Annotated in this window: 15 protein-coding genes and 1 riboswitch; of the genes, 5 read left to right on the top strand and 10 right to left on the bottom strand. The window is 73.1% G+C overall.

All coding sequences use genetic code 11. From position 1 onward, the window contains the following. Positions 1-39 precede the first annotated feature (39 nt). On the bottom strand, positions 40-399 hold the full coding sequence (locus tag EV190_RS11115; protein WP_133741425.1) for an Rv2175c family DNA-binding protein: 360 nt from the start codon (positions 397-399) through the stop codon (positions 40-42). Positions 400-532: 133 nt separating this feature from the next. Further along, positions 533-644: riboswitch (TPP riboswitch) on the top strand. Between EV190_RS11115 and thiO the strand changes: the two genes are divergently transcribed. The 4 genes from thiO (at position 638) to pknB (ending at position 4,902) form a co-directional block, all read left to right on the top strand. After that, positions 638-1,858, top strand: a complete 1,221-nt coding sequence (thiO, locus tag EV190_RS11110; RefSeq protein ID WP_133741424.1) for a glycine oxidase ThiO — start codon at positions 638-640, stop codon at positions 1,856-1,858. Its footprint overlaps the riboswitch before it by 7 nt. After that, complete coding sequence (gene thiS / locus EV190_RS11105) at positions 1,849-2,049, top strand: sulfur carrier protein ThiS (protein WP_133741423.1); 201 nt, start codon at positions 1,849-1,851, stop codon at positions 2,047-2,049. Before thiO ends, thiS begins: the two co-directional genes overlap by 10 nt. Before the next feature lie 2 nt (positions 2,050-2,051). Then, positions 2,052-2,858, top strand: a complete 807-nt coding sequence (locus tag EV190_RS11100; protein WP_133741422.1) for a thiazole synthase — start codon at positions 2,052-2,054, stop codon at positions 2,856-2,858. A gap of 106 nt (positions 2,859-2,964) precedes the next feature. Next, positions 2,965-4,902 (top strand): Stk1 family PASTA domain-containing Ser/Thr kinase, encoded by a 1,938-nt coding sequence (pknB, locus tag EV190_RS11095; RefSeq protein WP_133741421.1) that lies wholly within the window; start codon positions 2,965-2,967, stop codon positions 4,900-4,902. Between the two features lie 461 nt (positions 4,903-5,363). Here pknB and EV190_RS11090 read toward each other — a convergent pair whose 3' ends face one another. The 5 genes from EV190_RS11090 to EV190_RS11070 form a co-directional block, all read right to left on the bottom strand. Next, positions 5,364-7,118: a sodium:solute symporter family transporter gene (locus tag EV190_RS11090; protein ID WP_133741420.1), complete on the bottom strand. Its 1,755-nt coding sequence runs from the start codon at positions 7,116-7,118 to the stop codon at positions 5,364-5,366. Further along, a complete protein-coding gene (locus tag EV190_RS11085) occupies positions 7,115-7,489 on the bottom strand; it encodes a hypothetical protein (RefSeq protein WP_133741419.1) in 375 nt (124 codons plus the stop codon). The genes EV190_RS11090 and EV190_RS11085 overlap by 4 nt, the downstream gene beginning before the upstream one ends. A 29-nt stretch (positions 7,490-7,518) precedes the next feature. Then, the gene (locus EV190_RS11080) at positions 7,519-8,226 is read right to left on the bottom strand and encodes a LytR/AlgR family response regulator transcription factor (RefSeq protein ID WP_341770545.1); all 708 of its coding nucleotides are present in this window, start codon (positions 8,224-8,226) and stop codon (positions 7,519-7,521) included. 187 nt (positions 8,227-8,413) lie between these two features. Then, entirely contained in the window at positions 8,414-9,595 is a 1,182-nt protein-coding gene (locus EV190_RS11075) for a sensor histidine kinase (RefSeq protein ID WP_133741417.1), read from the bottom strand. Between the two features lie 64 nt (positions 9,596-9,659). Then, positions 9,660-10,262: a molybdopterin-dependent oxidoreductase gene (locus EV190_RS11070; RefSeq protein ID WP_133741416.1), complete on the bottom strand. Its 603-nt coding sequence runs from the start codon at positions 10,260-10,262 to the stop codon at positions 9,660-9,662. Between the two features lie 279 nt (positions 10,263-10,541). Between EV190_RS11070 and aroF the strand changes: the two genes are divergently transcribed. Next, a complete protein-coding gene (gene aroF, locus EV190_RS11065; RefSeq protein WP_133741415.1) occupies positions 10,542-11,588 on the top strand; it encodes a 3-deoxy-7-phosphoheptulonate synthase in 1,047 nt (348 codons plus the stop codon). Positions 11,589-11,658: 70 nt separating this feature from the next. On the opposite strand, the gene thiI is transcribed toward aroF, so the two are convergent. The 4 genes from thiI to macS all read right to left on the bottom strand — a co-directional run bounded on the left by thiI (position 11,659) and on the right by macS (position 16,538). Continuing rightward, entirely contained in the window at positions 11,659-12,927 is a 1,269-nt protein-coding gene (gene thiI, locus EV190_RS11060) for a tRNA uracil 4-sulfurtransferase ThiI (protein WP_133741414.1), read from the bottom strand. Positions 12,928-13,104: 177 nt separating this feature from the next. Further along, entirely contained in the window at positions 13,105-14,130 is a 1,026-nt protein-coding gene (locus EV190_RS11055) for a 6-phosphofructokinase (RefSeq protein ID WP_133741413.1), read from the bottom strand. 586 nt (positions 14,131-14,716) lie between these two features. After that, entirely contained in the window at positions 14,717-15,373 is a 657-nt protein-coding gene (locus tag EV190_RS11050; protein ID WP_133741412.1) for a response regulator, read from the bottom strand. Between the two features lie 55 nt (positions 15,374-15,428). Next, a complete protein-coding gene (macS, locus tag EV190_RS11045; RefSeq protein WP_133741411.1) occupies positions 15,429-16,538 on the bottom strand; it encodes a MacS family sensor histidine kinase in 1,110 nt (369 codons plus the stop codon). Between the last annotated feature and the right edge of the window lie 54 nt (positions 16,539-16,592).

Here is a 16,592-nt window from a genome sequence, read left to right as displayed (position 1 = left end):
TACTGAGGTTTCCCGAGGCCGCGCGCTCGCGGCGGCGCACTACAGCAGCAGTGCCTGGGCGCGGCGGCGCACCTCGGTGCCGCGGTTGGCCAGGATCGCCTCGATGGGCGAGCCGGGCAGGCTGTCGTCGCCGGTGAACATCCAGCGCAACGCCTCGTTCTCGGTGAAGCCGCAGTCCGACAGGACCGTGAGGGTGCCCTGGAGCCCCTTCGGGGTGTCGCCGTCGACGAGGAACGCGGCGGGCACCGACAGCTCGCCCGAGCGGACGACGCCCAGGAGCCTGTGCTCCCGGATCAGCTGCTTGATGCGGTTGGGACTGACGTTGAGGGCCTTGGCCGCCTCTTTGATGGTGAGCCACTCTCCGACGAGCTCGTCGGTGTCACGATCGATCTGTGTCACGCCCCCAATCTCCCACACGGGACCGACCGGCGCGCCCCGTACCGGTCGGTTATCGCTCTTGGCGTACTTCCGGGGCTCCCTCCCGGGCCCCCTCCGGGCCCCCCGGCCACGGGTCCTAGACTGTGCGGGAACGTGAGATCCCCGCGGGAGCCGGGTGGGACCCGGCTGAGAGGGAGGCTGCGAGCCTCCGACCGCACGAACCTGATCCGGATCATGCCGGCGAAGGGAGTGGAGTGCCGTGAGCACGCGGTCGTCCCATCAGGTCGTCCCCCCGGACGGCGCCCCGTCCGCGTCCCCCGACGTGATCGTCGCCGGGGCCGGGCTCATCGGCCTGGTCACCGCCTGGCGGGCCGCCCGCCTCGGCCTGCGCGTGACCGTGGTGGCGCCCGACGAGCCCGGCGCCGCCTCGGGGGTGGCGGCGGGCATGCTCACCCCGGCCACCGAGGCGGCCTTCGGCGAGGAGCCGCTGACGCGGTTCGGGCTGCGCTCCCAGGAGCGCTACCCGGGCTTCCTCTCCGAGCTCGCCGAGGACACCGCGATCGATCCGGGGTACCGCGCGGAGGGCACCCTCCAGGTCGCCTTCGACCCCGACGACCTGGCCGTGCTCACCGAACTGATGGAGCTGCGGGACCGGCTCGGCGCCAAGACCGAGCGGCTCACCTCGCGCGAGTGCCGCCGGCTCGAACCGATGCTGGCGCCTTCGGTGCGCGGCGGCGTCCTGGCCCCCGACGACCACTCGGTGGACCCCCGCCGCCTGGCCGCGGCGCTGCGCGCGGCCGCCGCCGAGCGCGGCGCGGTCTTCGTGGCCGACCGGGTCGAGCGGGTGGTCACGGCAGGCGGCGCCGCGCGCGGTGTGCGCCTGGGCGGCGGCGGCACGCTCTCCGCCGGGCAGGTCGTGCTCGCCGCGGGCGCCTGGACCTCCCTGATCGCGGGGCCCCCCGCCGGGACGGTCCCCGCGCTGCGCCCGGTCAAGGGCCAGCTGCTGCGGCTGCGCGCCCCGCGCGGCGCGGAGCCGGTCGTGACCCGCACCGTTCGCGGCCTCGTCAGGGGCGCCCCCGTGTACCTGGTCCCGCGCGCCGACGGCGAGGTCGTCCTGGGCGCCACCCAGGAGGAGATGGGGTTCGACGCGCGGCTGACCGTCGGAGGGGTCTGGGAGATCCTGCGGGACGCCCGCGAGCTCGTGCCCGGGATCACCGAGCTGGAGATCGCGGAGAGCTGCGTGGGGCTGCGCCCGGGGGCGCCGGACAACGAGCCGCTGCTGGGCCCCACCCGGCTGCCCGGCCTGCACCTGGCGACCGGGCACTTCCGGCACGGGGTGCTGTTCGCCCCGGCCACCGGGGATGCCATGGCCGAGGCGCTGACCACCGGGAGGCTCCCGGAGCACGCGCGCCGCTTCGCGGCGGACCGGGAGCTTCGCGTCCCGGCAGGATCTGAGGGAGTGGAGGAACAGTGGACGTGACCATCAACGGGGAGCGGCGCCAGGTCGCCCCCGGCACCACCGTGACCGAGGTGGTGCGCTCGCTGACGCGCGCCGAGAGGGGCGTGGCGGTCGCGCTCAACGACGAGGTCGTGCCCAGGGCCGAGTGGGCGCGGACCGCGGTCGCGGCCGACGACCGCGTGGACGTGCTCACCGCCGTGCAGGGAGGCTGACGATGACCGACACCGCCACCGCCGCGGGGAGGCCCGCGACGGGAGCCGGCCCCGACCCGCTGGTGATCGCCGGCCAGGAGTTCGACTCCCGGCTCATCATGGGCACCGGCGGCGCGCCCTCCCTCCACGTCCTCGCCGAGGCGCTGCGCGCTTCGGGCACCGAGATGACCACCGTGGCGATGCGCAGGGTCGACCCGGGCGCCCGGGGATCGGTCTGGGACGTGCTTCGCGAGAACGGGATCCGGGCGCTGCCCAACACCGCGGGCTGCTTCACCGCCGTGGACGCCCTGCGCACCGCCCGGCTGGGCCGCGAGGCGCTGGAGACCGACTGGGTCAAGCTCGAGGTGGTCGCCGACGAGCGCACCCTGCTGCCGGACCCGGTGGAGCTGCTGGACGCCGCCGAGCGGCTGGTCGACGACGGCTTCACCGTGCTCGCCTACACCAACGACGACCCGGTCCTGGCCCGCCGCCTGGAGCAGGTGGGCTGCGCCGCCGTGATGCCGCTGGGCGCGCCGATCGGTTCGGGGCTGGGCATCCGCAACCCGCACAACATCGAGCTGATCGTGGAGGAGGCGGGCGTGCCCGTCATCCTGGACGCCGGGATCGGCACCGCCAGCGAGGCCGCGCTGGCGATGGAGCTGGGCTGCGACGCGGTGCTGCTGGCCACCGCCGTCACCCGGGCGCAGGAGCCGGTGCTGATGGCGCGGGCCATGCGCGACGCGGTGTCGGCCGGGCGGCTGGCCCGCCGGGCGGGGCGCATCCCCGTCCGGCGCTACGCGCACGCGTCGTCCCCCTCCGCGGAGAAGTGACCCCGACCCGCCCGAACTGGTGCGAGGCGGCGAAATACCCCTTTTCCCCGCCGATGAAACCGTCTTGACACCGCCTCGTGTCCCGAACGCCCGTAAACTGCCCCTCGTGGACATGACGACTGCGGATGCGCTTGTTGGGACGACCCTCGCCGGCCGTTACCAGGTCGAGTCGAGGGTCGCCGGCGGAGGCATGGCGACGGTCTTCGTCGCTCACGACCTGCGACTGGACCGTCGCGTCGCGTTGAAGGTCATGCACCCGAGCCTCGCCCGGGACCCGGAGTTCGTGCAGCGGTTCATCAACGAGGCCCACGCCGTCGCCAAGCTCTCCCACCCCAACGTGGTCCAGGTCTACGACCAGGGCAGCGACCAGGGGCACGTGTACCTGGCGATGGAGTACGTGCCCGGGCGCACCCTGCGCGAACTGCTCAAGGAACGCACCCGGTTCGGCCCGGCCGAGGCCCTCCAGGCCATGGTCCCGGTGCTGGCCGGGCTGGGCGCCGCGCACCAGGCGGGCATGGTGCACCGGGACATCAAGCCCGAGAACGTCCTGATCACCCAGGACGGCCGGATCAAGGTCGTGGACTTCGGGCTGGCCCGCGCGGTGGAGGCCACCCAGCAGGGCCTGACCAAGACCGGCACGCTGATGGGCACCGCCGCGTACCTGTCCCCCGAGCAGATCTCGCAGAGCACCGCGGACGCCCGGACCGATGTCTACGCGTGCGGGATCATGCTGTACGAGCTTCTCACCGGCCGGCAGCCGCACACCGGCGACACCCCCATCTCGATCGCCTACCAGCACGTCAACGAGGACGTCCCCCGCCCCTCCAGGGTCGTTCCGGGCATCCCCGCCGAGGTCGACTCGCTGGTGGTGCGCGCCACCGAGCGCGACCCCCGCTACCGGCCGGCCAACGCGGGGCAGTTCCTCGCGGCGCTGTTCGAGGTGGAGAAGTCCCTGGGGCGCGACAGCCAGGGGGCGGCCGACCCCGCCGCCGCGTCCCTCTCTGCGGCCGCCACGGACAGCGCGGCGGACAGCGGCGCGGCGGGCGGGGGCGCGGACGGCTCCAACCAGACGCTGATCGTCGACCTGCCCACGGGTGAGCTCCCGGCGGTGGAGTACGACGACTACGAGGACACCCGGCCCCCGCGGCCCAGCATGACCTACCCGCTGCTGCTGCTGGGCGCGGTGCTGCTGGTGGCGGCCGTCGGGTTCGGCTGGTGGATGCTCTCGGGCCGCTACGAGAGCGTGCCCGACCTGGTCGGGATGGAGCGCGACGAGGCGCGGGAGGAGCTCGGCCCCCTCGGTCTGAAGATCACGGTCGCCGACGACACGGCGTACAGCGACGACGCGCCGCCCGGCACCATCGCCGTCACCGACCCCGAGGTCGGCGAGAACATCCTGCCCGGTGAGATCATCACCGTCACCCTGTCCGACGGCCCGCAGCACGTCGAGGTGCCCGGCATCGAGGGCCTGCCGGTGGGCGAGGCCCGCACGATGCTGGAGGACCTGGGCGTCACGGCCATCGAGGAGGACGAGATCACCTCCTACGACAACCCGCCCGGGACCGTGATCACCTCCGACCCCGCCCCCGGCGCGATGGCCGACCGCGAGGAGTCCGTGACGCTCACCGTCAGCGCGGGCTTCCCCGCCCCCGACGTGGTGGGCCGCAACGTGGACGACGCCAGGCAGGCCCTGGAAGCCAGCGACCTCACCGTGGAGGTCGTCGAGGAGACCAGCGCGGACGTGCCCGAAGGGCAGGTCATCTCCCAGAGCCCGGAGGCCGAGACCACCGTGGGCGCGGGGCAGACCGTGACCCTCACCGTCTCGTCCGGCCCCGAGGAGGTCGACATCCCGGACATCCGCGGCTGGAAGGTCGACGACGCGAAGAAGAAGCTCGAGGAGCTGGGCTTCACGGTCACGGTGCACGAGGTCATCGGCGACCGCGTCGGCGAGTACAACCCCAAGGGCCGCGCGGAGAAGGGCGCCGAGATCGAGATCTGGACCTCTCCTTTCGGCAACGGCGGCGACCGCAGGGACGACGACTAGGGAGTCTCGGGCGCGGGGGTGATTCGGGCATCGGTGTTTCGGGGGCCTTTCGGCCTTGCGCCACGCGGATCGCGAGGTCACGACGTCCGTTGCGTGAGGGTTCCGTTGACGGTCTTGGGCTTTCTGCCCTTCCCGGCCCCGAAACGGGCAGAAAGCCCAAGATCATTCCGGGTGAATGCGAACGCCCGGCGGCGGCCTCCCCCGGCAGCCACCGGGCGACACATCCCGGCGCCGTTCCCCTCCGATCGGCGCCGGACTCCCCCGACGATCGCGACCGGCCCCCGGGCCGGCGGATCCGTCGATCCTGTGGCCAACCGGTCGCTGTGGGAATCACACTAGGCCGTAGCGGGGCGGCCGGGCCGGGTTGAACCGGGTCGATCGGCGGACGGCGCCAAGGCGTCGCCGCGCGGGCCGGACCCGTCGGTGAGCGGCTCCTCTTGCACGACGAACGGCGCCGGTACTCAGAGTCGGCGTCCGGTCACGGACCCGGGGAGGTGCATGCGGGCCAGAACCGCCGCGGCGTCCCCCCGCAGCCGCCCTCTGGTCAGCAGCGAGACGCCGACCATCACCCCGAACACCAGCGGTACGAGCCCCAGGGCCGGGTGGTACATCAGCGTGTCGGCCACCGGCACGCCCAGCGGCCCCGAGATCTCACCCGCCCTGGCGGCCGCGATGCCGGCGATGCCCGTCGCCAGCCCCGCCGCGGCACCGGCTCCGGTGAGCCCGCCCCACCAGATGCCGAGCAACAGCAGCGGGGCGATGGTGACCGCTCCCAGCTCCAGTGCCGCGAGCACGACCTCGACCAGGCCCTCCCGGGAGAGTCCCGGCACCGCCGCGAGGAGGGCGAGCGGCACCACCGCCGACACCACCGTGCCCACGCGGTACGCCCAGACACCGCGACCCGGCACGCACTGGGAGATGGTCCCGCCCATCGCGCTGACGAACCCGATGGAGACGGTGACCACCGCCGACGCCACCCCCGCCCCCAGCAGGAGGCCCAGCCCCGTGCCGAGCGGCCCCGGCGCCATCAGGCGCGGGAGTTCCAGCACCAGCAGGTCGGTCTCGCCGGTGATCAGCAGCGCGCCCGCGTACACCCGGCCCAGGCCCGCGTAGACCAGCGCCAGGAGCGCGAAGACCGCCGACAGCGCCGCCATCAGGACCACCAGGCGGCGCGCCGTGCGCGGACTCGGCGTGCTGTGGAAGCGCGCGACGAACTGCGGCATCCCGATAATGCCCAGCGCCAGCGTGAGGTAGACCGAGTAGCCGTGCAGCAGCCCGTCGACGACCCCCTTGTCCTCCCACTCCTCCCCGTGCGTCAGACCGCAGGTGACGCCCAGGTCCGCCCAGTCGCCGCCGTGCAGCGGCGTGAGGCCGCCGTGGTGCGGCACGGCCGCTCCCGCCTCGAACAGCATGACGGTCCCCGCCCGGATCTGGTGCACGCCCGGCTCCAGCACCGTCCAGACGTGCTCCCGCCCGCCCTCCCCGTCCCCGACGATCGCCACCCGGGTGGGTTCGGCCACCCGCAGCGGCTGGTCCCGGTCGACGCGGACCACCGTGTCGGCGTGGAGGACGGGGGTCGTGTCCGCGTCCACCTTCTTCCCGCCGTGCGACTGCCACAGCACCAGCAGGACCACGGCCGGCACCCCGACCGCCACGAGCTTGAACCACAGGCTCATGGCCTGGAACCGGCTGCTGGAGCCTCCCGCGGCCAACAGCGCCGGGGGCAGGGTGACCACGGCCGCCGCGATCCAGCCCAGCCACTCGGGCAGTCCGGTGAACACGCGGACCAGCAGCCCCGCGGCGATGTACTGCGAGACCAGGAGGATCCAGCCGATGACCACCACGCAGAGGCTGACCGTCCTGCGGATGCCGCGCGAGCCCAGCCGCCATTCGGCGAAGTCCGCGTGGCTGTAGACGCCCGCGCGCCGCAGCGGGGCCACCACGAAGGCCGCCACGAGGAGGTACCCCAGGGTGCTGGCGGTGAAGACCCAGGCGGTCCCGAACCCCTCGGCGAAGACCAGGGAGGCCAGCCCGAGCACCGTCATGGCCGAGACGTACTCGCCGGTGACCGCCGCCCCCAGGAACAGCGTCCGCGGCCGGCGGGTGGCCAGTGTGAAGTCGGTCGTGGCGCCGCGGCCGCCGAGGAAGCCCACCACCCCGAGGACGCCGAGCATGACCACGATGACCAGCAGTCCGCCGACGACGAGTTCGATCACCGGCGCGTCGGCCCTTTCCGTTCGGCCTCCGCGTCCAGCCGCTCCAGGAACCGGATGTGAACCGTCATCACCAGCACCAGCAGCGGCGGCAGGAGCGCGCCGACCACGAGCCACCCCGGCCGCATCCCCGAGAAGTGGGCCGCGTTGAGCTGCCCCACCAGCGTGAAGAGGGCGGGGAGCACGATGAGCACGCCCGCTCCGCCCAGCGCCGCCCGGAGGCCCGACCGCAGCTGGCCGCGCATGACGGCGGCGACATCGGGGCCGTCGCCGGGACGGGCCGCGGACGCGGACGCGGCCCGCAGGGCCCGCTGCGTGGCGGGGGCCGTGACCGTGTCCCGTCGGGGAGTGCCCTGGCGGGGCGCGGGCGGCACGGCCGGCGGGGGGGACGGACTCGGCGGCTTCAACCGGTGTGTCCACCCCCGCGGACGAACTGCTCCCGCACCTCCCTGGTCTGGCGGCGGCTGACCAGCAGCAGCTCGTCCCCCACCTGGACCTTGACGCGGGGGCCCTCGAAGCGGAGTTCGGAGACGTGCCGGGTGGCCACCAGCATGCTGCGGTGGATGCGCACGAACCCCGCGCCCTCCCACTCGCGCTCCAGCGCTCCCAGGGTGCTGCGGATCAGGTAGGCCCCGTCGGCGGTGCGCAACCGCACGTAGTCGCCCTGGGCCTCGGCGAACCAGATGTCCGAGCGCGGGATGAGCCGGAGCCGGCCGGCCAGCTCGACCGGGACCCGGGGGTCCTCCGCGCCGGGGTCGGGCACCGTCAGGCGGTCCAGGGTCTCGGCGAGCCGCTCCTGCCGGATCGGTTTGAGCAGGTAGTCCACGGCCCGCAGGTCGAAGGCCGCCACCGCGTAGTCCTCGTGGGCGGTGACGAACACGACCCGGGGCGCCTTCGGCATGGCCGAGAGGAAGCGCGCCAGGTCGATCCCGCTGGGGCCGGGCATGTGCACGTCGAGGAACAGCACGTCGGGCCGGCCCGCGCTGGGGGCGCGCTGGCCGATCAGCCGCATCGCCGCGGTGGCGTCGTCCGCCGTCGCCACTTCCCCGACCCTGGAGTCCCTTTTGAGCAGGTAGGCCATCTCCTCTCGGGCGGGGACCTCATCGTCCACTACCAGGACCCGAAGCATGCCACCGAGAATGGCCGAGCCCCACCCCCCTCGCAACCGATTCGTCTGGATACGAGGGGAACGGAGGGCGAAGCGACCGGACCACGGGGATCTGTCGCCTGCTTCCGGTCTTTGCGTCGGTGTGGGCTCCGGGAACCGCCGTTCCCACGGCTGGCACGCGCGGGACGAGTCAGTACCCGGATCCCACCCGGAACTTGGGGATGCGCAGGTTCACCTTCGTGCCCGCGTTCGGGGCGGTCTCGATGACCAGGCCGTAGACGTCCCCGAACATGCCGCGGAGCCGCTCGTCCACGTTGGCCAGCCCGATCCCGGCCGAGTCCGCCGAGTCCCCGGCCAGGATCGCGCGGGCCCGGTCGGGATCCATGCCGACGCCGTCGTCCTCCACGCTGATGTGCGCCTCGGCGCCGGCGTCGCGCGCGATGAGGCTGACGTGCCGCAGCCCCGACTTCCCCTCCAGCCCGTGCCGGATCGCGTTCTCCACCAGCGGCTGCAGGCTCAGGAACGGAACCTCGACGGCGAGCACCTCGGGCGCGACCCGCACGCTCAGCCGCAGCCGCGGGCCGAACCTGGCCCGCTCCAGCGCCAGGTACTTGTCGATCGCGCGCAGCTCCTCGTCCAGCGTGGTGAGGTTGCGCGACCCGCGGAAGGAGTACCGGGCGAAGTCGGCGAAGTCCAGCAGGAGCGCGCGGGCCCGGTCGGGGTCGGTGCGCACGAAGGACGCGATGGTGGTGAGGCAGTTGTAGACGAAGTGCGGGGAGATCTGCAGGCGCAGCGCCTTGAGTTCGGCGTCGGCAAGGCGGGCGCGGGAGCTGTCCAGCTCGCCCAGCTCCAGTTGTCCGGAGATCCAGCGGGCGACCTCGGTGGTGGCCTTGACCAGCACCGGGGTCGCCTCGGAGTCGAACGCCATGAGCGCGCCGACGGGCCGCCCGTCCACGGTGATGGGCGCGGTCACCACCGAGCGCAGCCCGCAGCCGGGGTCGCCGCAGACCAGGCGGTCCTCGACGTGCGTCCGCGCGTCGGCGACCGCCCGCACCGCCAGGCGCGCGGCCTGGGACTCGTGCCCCGGCCCGCAGCCGTGCCAGGCGAGGGTCCGCGTGGTGTCCGCGATCGCGACGGCCGGGGTGCCCAGCAGCGCCCGCACGTGCCGCACCGCGCGCCGGGCCGGTTCGCGGCGCAGCCCCTGGCGCAGCGCGGGGGCCGCCAGCGAGGCGGTGTGCAGGATGGAGCGCGTGGCGTCGGCCGTGAACGCGTGCTCGGCGCACCGGACACGCCGGAGGCGCCAGGAGCGCCGGACCAGCTCGCCCGCGCACAGCACCGCGACCACGGAGGAGACGGCGGCGACATAGACCATGCGGCCAAGCTAGGGGATCGCTCCGGCGCGCGGGGCGGGAATCGGCGACACCGGCCGCGGCCGGTCAGCCCAGCGGCGGGCCCTGGCCGGGCTCCTCCTGGTAGGAGTACCTCTGCTCGGACCAGGGGTCGGCGATGTTGTGGTAGCCGCGCTCCTCCCAGAACCCGCGCCGGTCGGCGGTCAGGTACTCGATGGCGCGCACCCACTTCACGCTCTTCCAGCCGTACAGGTGCGGCACCACCAGGCGGACCGGGGCCCCGTGCCCGGGCTCGATCGGCTCGCCGTCCCGGTGGGTCGCCAGGAGCACGTCGGGGCGCAGGAAGTCGTCCATGCGCAGGTTGGCGCTGTAGCCGTACTCGGCCCAGACCATGACGTGCGTGGCCGCCCCCTCCGGCGGCGCGGCCTCGACCAGCGTGAGGGCGGACACGCCGCGCCACGCCACGTTCTGGACCGTGAACCTGGTCACGCAGTGGAAGTCCGCGACGACGTCGACACGCGGCAGCGCCTCGAAGCCCCCCCAGTCCCACCGGTACCGCTCGTCCCCCGCCGTGGCCCCGTAGACCCGTAGATCCCAGCGCTGCGGGCGGAACCGCGGCACCGGACCGTAGTGCATCGTCGGCCACTCGCTTGGCACATACTGCCCCGGCGGCAGTCGCTGCTCGGACAATCGCTCTCCCCCGGAAGTCGGTCCACCGCCATCCTGTCAGGCTTTCACATCCGCTCCCCCGGCCCCCTGTACCCGGCGCCGCCGGTCCGGTGCGCTATAGTCGCTGGCATGCAGCAGAACTTCTGGCGCTTTTATGGCTACCGGCCCACGGGAACGGTCGCCCCGCCAGTGCTGCGCTGACACGGACGACTTCGAAAGCCCCGGGCCCTCTGGCCCGGGGCTTTTTCGTCTGTCCGGACACCTCCAGGCCCTCCGCACGACTCGTTAAGGACAACTCTCATGGTCATCGTCATGACACCCGAAGCCACTTCCGACAACATCGACTCGATCGTGGACCTCGTCGCCACCGCGGGCGGCGAGGCCTACGTGACCCGGGGCGTGAGCCGGACCATCATCGGGCTCGTCGGCGATGTCCAGCAGTTCGAGACCCTCGACCTGAACGCCCTCCCCGGAGTGGCGGACGTGCTGCGCATCTCCGCCCCCTACAAGCTGGTCAGCCGGGAGAACCACGTGAGCCGCTCGGTCGTGAGCGTGGCCGGGGTTCCCATCGGCGGCGACCACATGACGCTGATCGCCGGGCCGTGCGCGGTGGAGACGCCCGAGCAGACCCTGGCCGCGGCCCTGATGGCCAAGGCCGCGGGGGCCTCGCTGCTGCGCGGCGGCGCGTACAAGCCGCGCACCTCCCCCTACGCCTTCCAGGGGCTGGGCGAGACCGGCCTGAAGATCCTGTCCGACGTGCGCGCCGAGACCGGTCTGCCGATCGTGACCGAGGTCGTGGACGCCGCCGACGTGGAGCTGGTCGCCTCCTACGCGGACATGCTGCAGATCGGCACCCGCAACATGCAGAACTTCGCGCTGCTGCAGGCCGCCGGCGAGGCGGGCCGACCGGTCATGCTCAAGCGCGGCATGAGCTCCACCATCGAGGAGTGGCTGATGGCGGCGGAGTACATCGCCCAGCGCGGCAACCTGGACATCGTCCTGTGCGAGCGCGGCATCCGCACCTTCGAGAAGGCCACCCGCAACACCCTGGACATCAGCGCGGTCCCGGTGGCCCAGAGGCTGTCGCATCTGCCGGTGATCGTGGACCCGTCGCACTCGGGCGGCAAGCGCGACCTGGTACTTCCCCTGTCACGCGCGGCGATCGCGGTGGGCGCCGACGGCATCATCGTGGACGTGCACCCCGAGCCCGAGACCGCGCTGTGCGACGGCCCCCAGGCGCTGGTCGGCGCGGACCTGGACGAGCTGGCCCGGGTCGTGGCCACGCTCCCGGCGATGCTGGGCCGGACCCTGGCCGCCGCGCCCGAGCGGGTGGCGACCGGGGTGTGAGCCCGGCGGGGCCCCGAGGCCGCGTCGTCCGGCGGACGACGCGGCCTCGGGGCGGAGCAGGCCGGCGGGGCTACCCCACCTCGGCGGTCTCCGCGCCCAGGAAGCTGGGGCGGTGCAGCTGGGCGGTGTTCGCCAGGTGCTCGGCGAGCTCCTCGGCGTCGAGCCGCTTCTCGATCTGGCGCAGGTCGGGGATCTTGGCGGCGGTCTCCACCTGGCGCGGGGTCAGCATGGTGCAGCAGTCCTCGTCGGGCAGCTCGGAGATGGCGAGCGTGCCGATCCTGCGGGCCTGGTCCATGATCTCGCTCTTGTCCATGCCGATCAGCGGGCGCAGGATCGGCAGGTCGACGGCGTCGTCCAGGGCGGTGATGTTGGTCAGGGTCTGGCTGGAGACCTGCCCGAGCGCGTCCCCGGTGACCAGGGCCGCGCCGCCGAGCCGGTCGGCGAGCGCCTCGGCGGTCTTGAGCATGAGGCGGCGCTGGGCGACGATCTGCAGCCGCTCCACCCCCGAGTTCTTGATCTGCTGCTGGGCCTTGCCGAAGGGCACCACGTACAGCCGCGAGCCGCTCTGGAAGCGGTCGAGCTGGCGGACCAGGCTGTAGGCCTTGTAGATGGACTCGGGGCCGGTGAACGGCATGCCGGAGAAGTGCAGGAAGTCGACCTTGAGGCCGCGTCGCATCATCCGGTGCGCGGCGACGGGCGAGTCGATGCCGCCCGACATGAGCACCAGCGCGCGGCCGCTCATCCCCACGGGCAGACCGCCCTGGCCGGGCATCCCGTCGGTGAAGACGAACACCTCGTCCTTGTCGACCTCGACGTGCACCACGTTGTCGGGCTTCTTGAGGTCGACGGACAGCCGCGGGTTCGCCTCCCTGACGGCGGCGCCCACGTGCGCGGCCAGCTCGGAGGAGAGCAGCGGGAAGCGCTTGTCCCGGCGGCGCGCCCGCACCGCGAAGGTGCCGGAGCGGTCGGCCATGGACCGCACCGCCACGCCGGTGACCACGTCGAGGTCCTTCTCCACCCGGCGCACCAGGTGCACCCAGACGACGCCCATCACGTTGCACATGCGCTCGCCCAGCTCGGCGACCTCGATGTCGGAGGCGTCGGGCATGCGCAGCATGATGACGCCCCTGCGCTGGGAGATCCTGATGTCGGCCAGGCCCTTGGCGGCGGCGCGGATGTTGTTCTGCAGACGGCGTTCGAACAGGTGCCGGTTGCTGCCCTTGAGCACGATCTCACCGAGCTTCATGAGCACGCACAGTTCACCCAGTCCCTCGGGACCGGTCCCGTCCACGCCGTCCGCACTCACTTCGACGGCCGCGGAGTCGAGCGACGCGGACATGACGGTACCTCCGGTGTGTCAGCCTGATGGGAGCGGCCGCACTGAGGCCGCTCACTCCAGTATCGGCGACCGCCGCAACCGGTTCGTCCGCTCCCGCGTCGCCCCCGGCCGCGCGGCGGACGACGCCGGGGCCCCACCGCGCGACGCGGCGGGGCCCCGGCGGTTCCGGGCCCCGGTCTAGCCGAAGAAGACCTCGGCCTCCTCGTAGCGCTCGGTCGGGACCGTCTTGAGGGTCTCGGTGGCCTCGGCCAGGTCGACACGGACGATCTCGGTGCCCTGGAGGGCGACCATCTTGCCGAACTCCTTGTCGTTGACCGCGGCGATGGCGTTGGAGCCGAGACGGGTGGCCAGGACGCGGTCGAACGCCGACGGGGTGCCGCCGCGCTGCACGTGGCCGAGGACCACCGACCGGGCCTCCTTGCCGGTGCGGGACTCGATCTCCTCGGCCAGGCGCTGGCCGATGCCGCCCAGGCGCACGTGCCCGAAGGAGTCCTTCTCGCCGGTGCTGAGCTCCATCTGGCCGTCCTTGGGGTGGGCCCCCTCGGCGACCACGATGATCGGCGCGTAGTTGGTCTTGAAGCGGCTCTCCACGTGCGCGACGACCTCGCCGATGTCGAAGGGCCGCTCGGGGATCAGGATGACGTTGGCGCCCGCGGCCATGCCCGAGTGCAGCGCGATCCAGCCCGCGTGGCGGCCCATGACCTCGACGATCAGGGCGCGGTGGTGCGACTCGGCGGTGGTGTGCAGCCGGTCGATCGCCTCGGTGGCGATGTTCACCGCGGTGTCGAAGCCGAAGGTGTAGTCGGTGGCGTTCAGGTCGTTGTCGATGGTCTTGGGCACGCCCACGACCTTGACGTCGCGGTCGAAGAGCTGGCGCGCCACGCCGAGGGTGTCCTCGCCGCCGATGGCCACGAGGGCGTCCACGCCCAGGCCCGCGAGGTTGTCCTTGACCCGCTCGACGCCGCCGTCGATCTTCATCAGGTTGGTGCGCGAGGAACCCAGGATGGTTCCGCCGCGCGGGAGGATCCCGCGGACCGCGGAGATGTCCAGCGGCATGGTGTCGCCCTCGAGGGGGCCGCGCCAGCCGTCGCGGAAGCCGACGAACTCGTATCCGTAGTCCTTGATGCCCTTGCGGACAACCGCGCGGATGACCGCGTTCAGACCCGGGCAGTCGCCGCCACCGGTCAGCACCCCGACTCGCATGTGGTGTACTCCTTGAACTCGTCTGGAATCCCGTACGACACGGGCATTGCGAAAACGAAGCAGCCCCGGGCCGAGCTGTCGCACCACGGGTACGCCCCACGCCGGACGCGCACCGCGGGACTCCGTCCACACGCCGCGACCATCCTATGGTCTAGACCATATCGCCCGCGGTACCGGAGACCAACCCGCGGCGGCCCTCCCCTGCGGAAATCTCCGCGGCGGTCCTGACCGGTCCGCTAGGGAACCTCCGTTGCGGGGGCGATTCGGGCACCGGTGGTTTTGTTGACGGTCTTGGGCTTTCTGCCCGTTTCGGGGGCCGGAAGGGCGGAAAGCCCATGATCATTCCGGGTGGGGGCGGAACCGCCCTCGAATGTCCGGTGATCTTGCTGTTTCCCCCCGAAATCAAGGTTCTCGGGGGGAAACAGCAAGATCACCACCGGAAACCACGCGAAACGGACACCGTGGGCGCGGCCCCGGCCCGCACCCGCCGTCGCCGCCCGCTGCAACCCCGTGCTCCGCGTGACAGGAGGCCGAAAGACCCACCCGAAGCACCGGCACGCCGAAACACCCCCGCGACGGAGACTCCCTAGTCGTCCAGGCCCTGGTCGATCGCGTAGCGCACCAGCTCCACGCGGTTGTGCAGCTGGAGCTTGTTGAGCGTGTTCTGCACGTGGTTCTGCACGGTGCGGTGCGAGAGGGTGAGCCGCGCGGCGATCTGCTTGTAGGTCAGCCCCTTGGCGACCAGGCGCAGGACCTCGGTCTCGCGGTCGGTCAACCGGGGGGTGTCCGGGCTTCCGGCGGGCTCGGGGGCGGCGGCCAGGCGGCGGTACTCCCCCAGCACGAGCCCGGCCAGTCCCGGCGTGAACACGGCGTCGCCCTGGTGCACCCGGGTGACCGCGTCGATCAGCTCGTCCTTGCTGGCCGACTTGAGCAGGTAGCCGGTGGCCCCGGCCTTGACCGCGTCCAGGACGTCCTGGTGCTCCCCGCTGGCGGACAGGATGAGGATCCGGGGCGGGGACTCCAGCGCGAGCAGCTCCGAGGTCACCCGCACCCCCGACATGTCGGGGAGCTGGAGGTCGACCACCGCCACGGTGGCCCGCGCCGCCGGGGCGATCCGCACCGCCTTGCCCCCGTCGCCGGCGGTGGCCACGACCTCGTACCCCGCCTCGGCGAGGTCCCGCGCGACCGCGTCGCGCCACATGGGGTGGTCGTCGACCACCATGACCCGGATGTCGTTCGTCATGGGGGTGACGTTAGCGTGCCGGAGCGCTCTCTCGGATCCTCGCGGGGCCGGCGCCTCACGGCTTCGAGGGGACCCGGATCTCGATCTCCACGCCCTCGCCCGGGGCCGTGGTGATCACGGTCTCGCCGCCGACGTCCCGGACGCGCCCCCGGATGGACTGGGCCAGCCCCAGCCGCCCGTCCGCCTCGGCCTCCTCGACCCGCCCGGCGCACATGCCGGGGCCGTCGTCGCGCACGGTCACCACCACCGCGTCGCCCTCGTCCTCCACCAGCAGCCACACCCGGGTCCCCGGCGGGCAGTGGCGGTCCACGTTGGCCAGGGCCGCGCGCACCGCCGCGTCCACCTCGGCCGCGGTCTCCGACGGGAGCGGCACCTCGGTGGCGGGCGTGGACACGGTGACCCGCGCCGAGGCGTGCGCGCTCAGCAGCGCCCCGATATCGGTCTCGGCCCCGGTGAGCTTCGCGGGACGCTGCTCCACGCCGACGAGGGCGCGCAGCGCGGCCTCCTGCTCCCCCGCCAGGCGGCCCAGCTCGGCGGCCTCGCCGCCGATCTCGGCGCCCCTGCGCTGCACCATCGCCAGCACCTGGAGCACCGAGTCGTGGATGGACCGGGCCAGCCGCTCGCGTTCGCGGGTGCGCGCCTCCAGCTCGACCGCCTGGGCGAACCTCTGCTCGGCCTCGGCCGCGATGTGCGTCATGTACCCGACGGCGTACCCGGCCAGCAGGAGCAGCACGACCCCGCTGATCACGGCCGGGGTGACCTCACCGCGCAGGAGGGTGTCGCACACCCCGTACCCGAGCGCCGCGCCGACCGCCCAGCGCCGCCCTCCCATGACCGCGGCGGCCAGGGGCGCGGCCCCGAACCAGGTCGCGGTGAGCGGCGGCGCCACCGCCAGGTAGGCGTCCCCGCCGAAGAACCCGGTGCTGAGCATGCAGGCGAAGGCCACCCCGAGGTCGGCGGCGACCATCCCCCAGGAGCGGCGGGACGGCTCGGCGTAGGAGTAGGTGGCCGTCACCGTCCAGACCGCCATGACCGCGACGACCGTCCACGCCCCGGCGGGACGGGCCAGCAGCGCGAAGTTCTGCATGACCAGCGCCGCGGCGTACACCAGCGAGGCGATCCGGAACACCGCGATCCCCCGCCAGAGCGGCACCTCGAAGCCCATCGGCGTGCACCCCGTCCCGTGGTCGCGGTCGTCGGCCGCGCCGGGCGGGGGCCC

Source organism: Actinorugispora endophytica (assembly GCF_004363075.1).
GTDB lineage: Bacteria > Actinomycetota > Actinomycetes > Streptosporangiales > Streptosporangiaceae > Actinorugispora > Actinorugispora endophytica.
Note: the sequence above shows the minus strand (reverse complement) of the source record. Positions and strands in the feature narration are given on the sequence as shown.

Coding starts and splice junctions, on each gene's coding strand:
- EV190_RS11100 (WP_133741422.1), top strand. CDS start 2,052: ATGACCGACACCGCCACCGCCGCGGGGAGGCCCGCGACGGGAGCCGGC.
- EV190_RS11075 (WP_133741417.1), bottom strand. CDS start 9,595: ATGGTCTATGTCGCCGCCGTCTCCTCCGTGGTCGCGGTGCTGTGCGCG.
- aroF (WP_133741415.1), top strand. CDS start 10,542: ATGGTCATCGTCATGACACCCGAAGCCACTTCCGACAACATCGACTCG.
- thiI (WP_133741414.1), bottom strand. CDS start 12,927: ATGTCCGCGTCGCTCGACTCCGCGGCCGTCGAAGTGAGTGCGGACGGC.
- EV190_RS11055 (WP_133741413.1), bottom strand. CDS start 14,130: ATGCGAGTCGGGGTGCTGACCGGTGGCGGCGACTGCCCGGGTCTGAAC.
- EV190_RS11050 (WP_133741412.1), bottom strand. CDS start 15,373: ATGACGAACGACATCCGGGTCATGGTGGTCGACGACCACCCCATGTGG.
- macS (WP_133741411.1), bottom strand. CDS start 16,538: ATGGGCTTCGAGGTGCCGCTCTGGCGGGGGATCGCGGTGTTCCGGATC.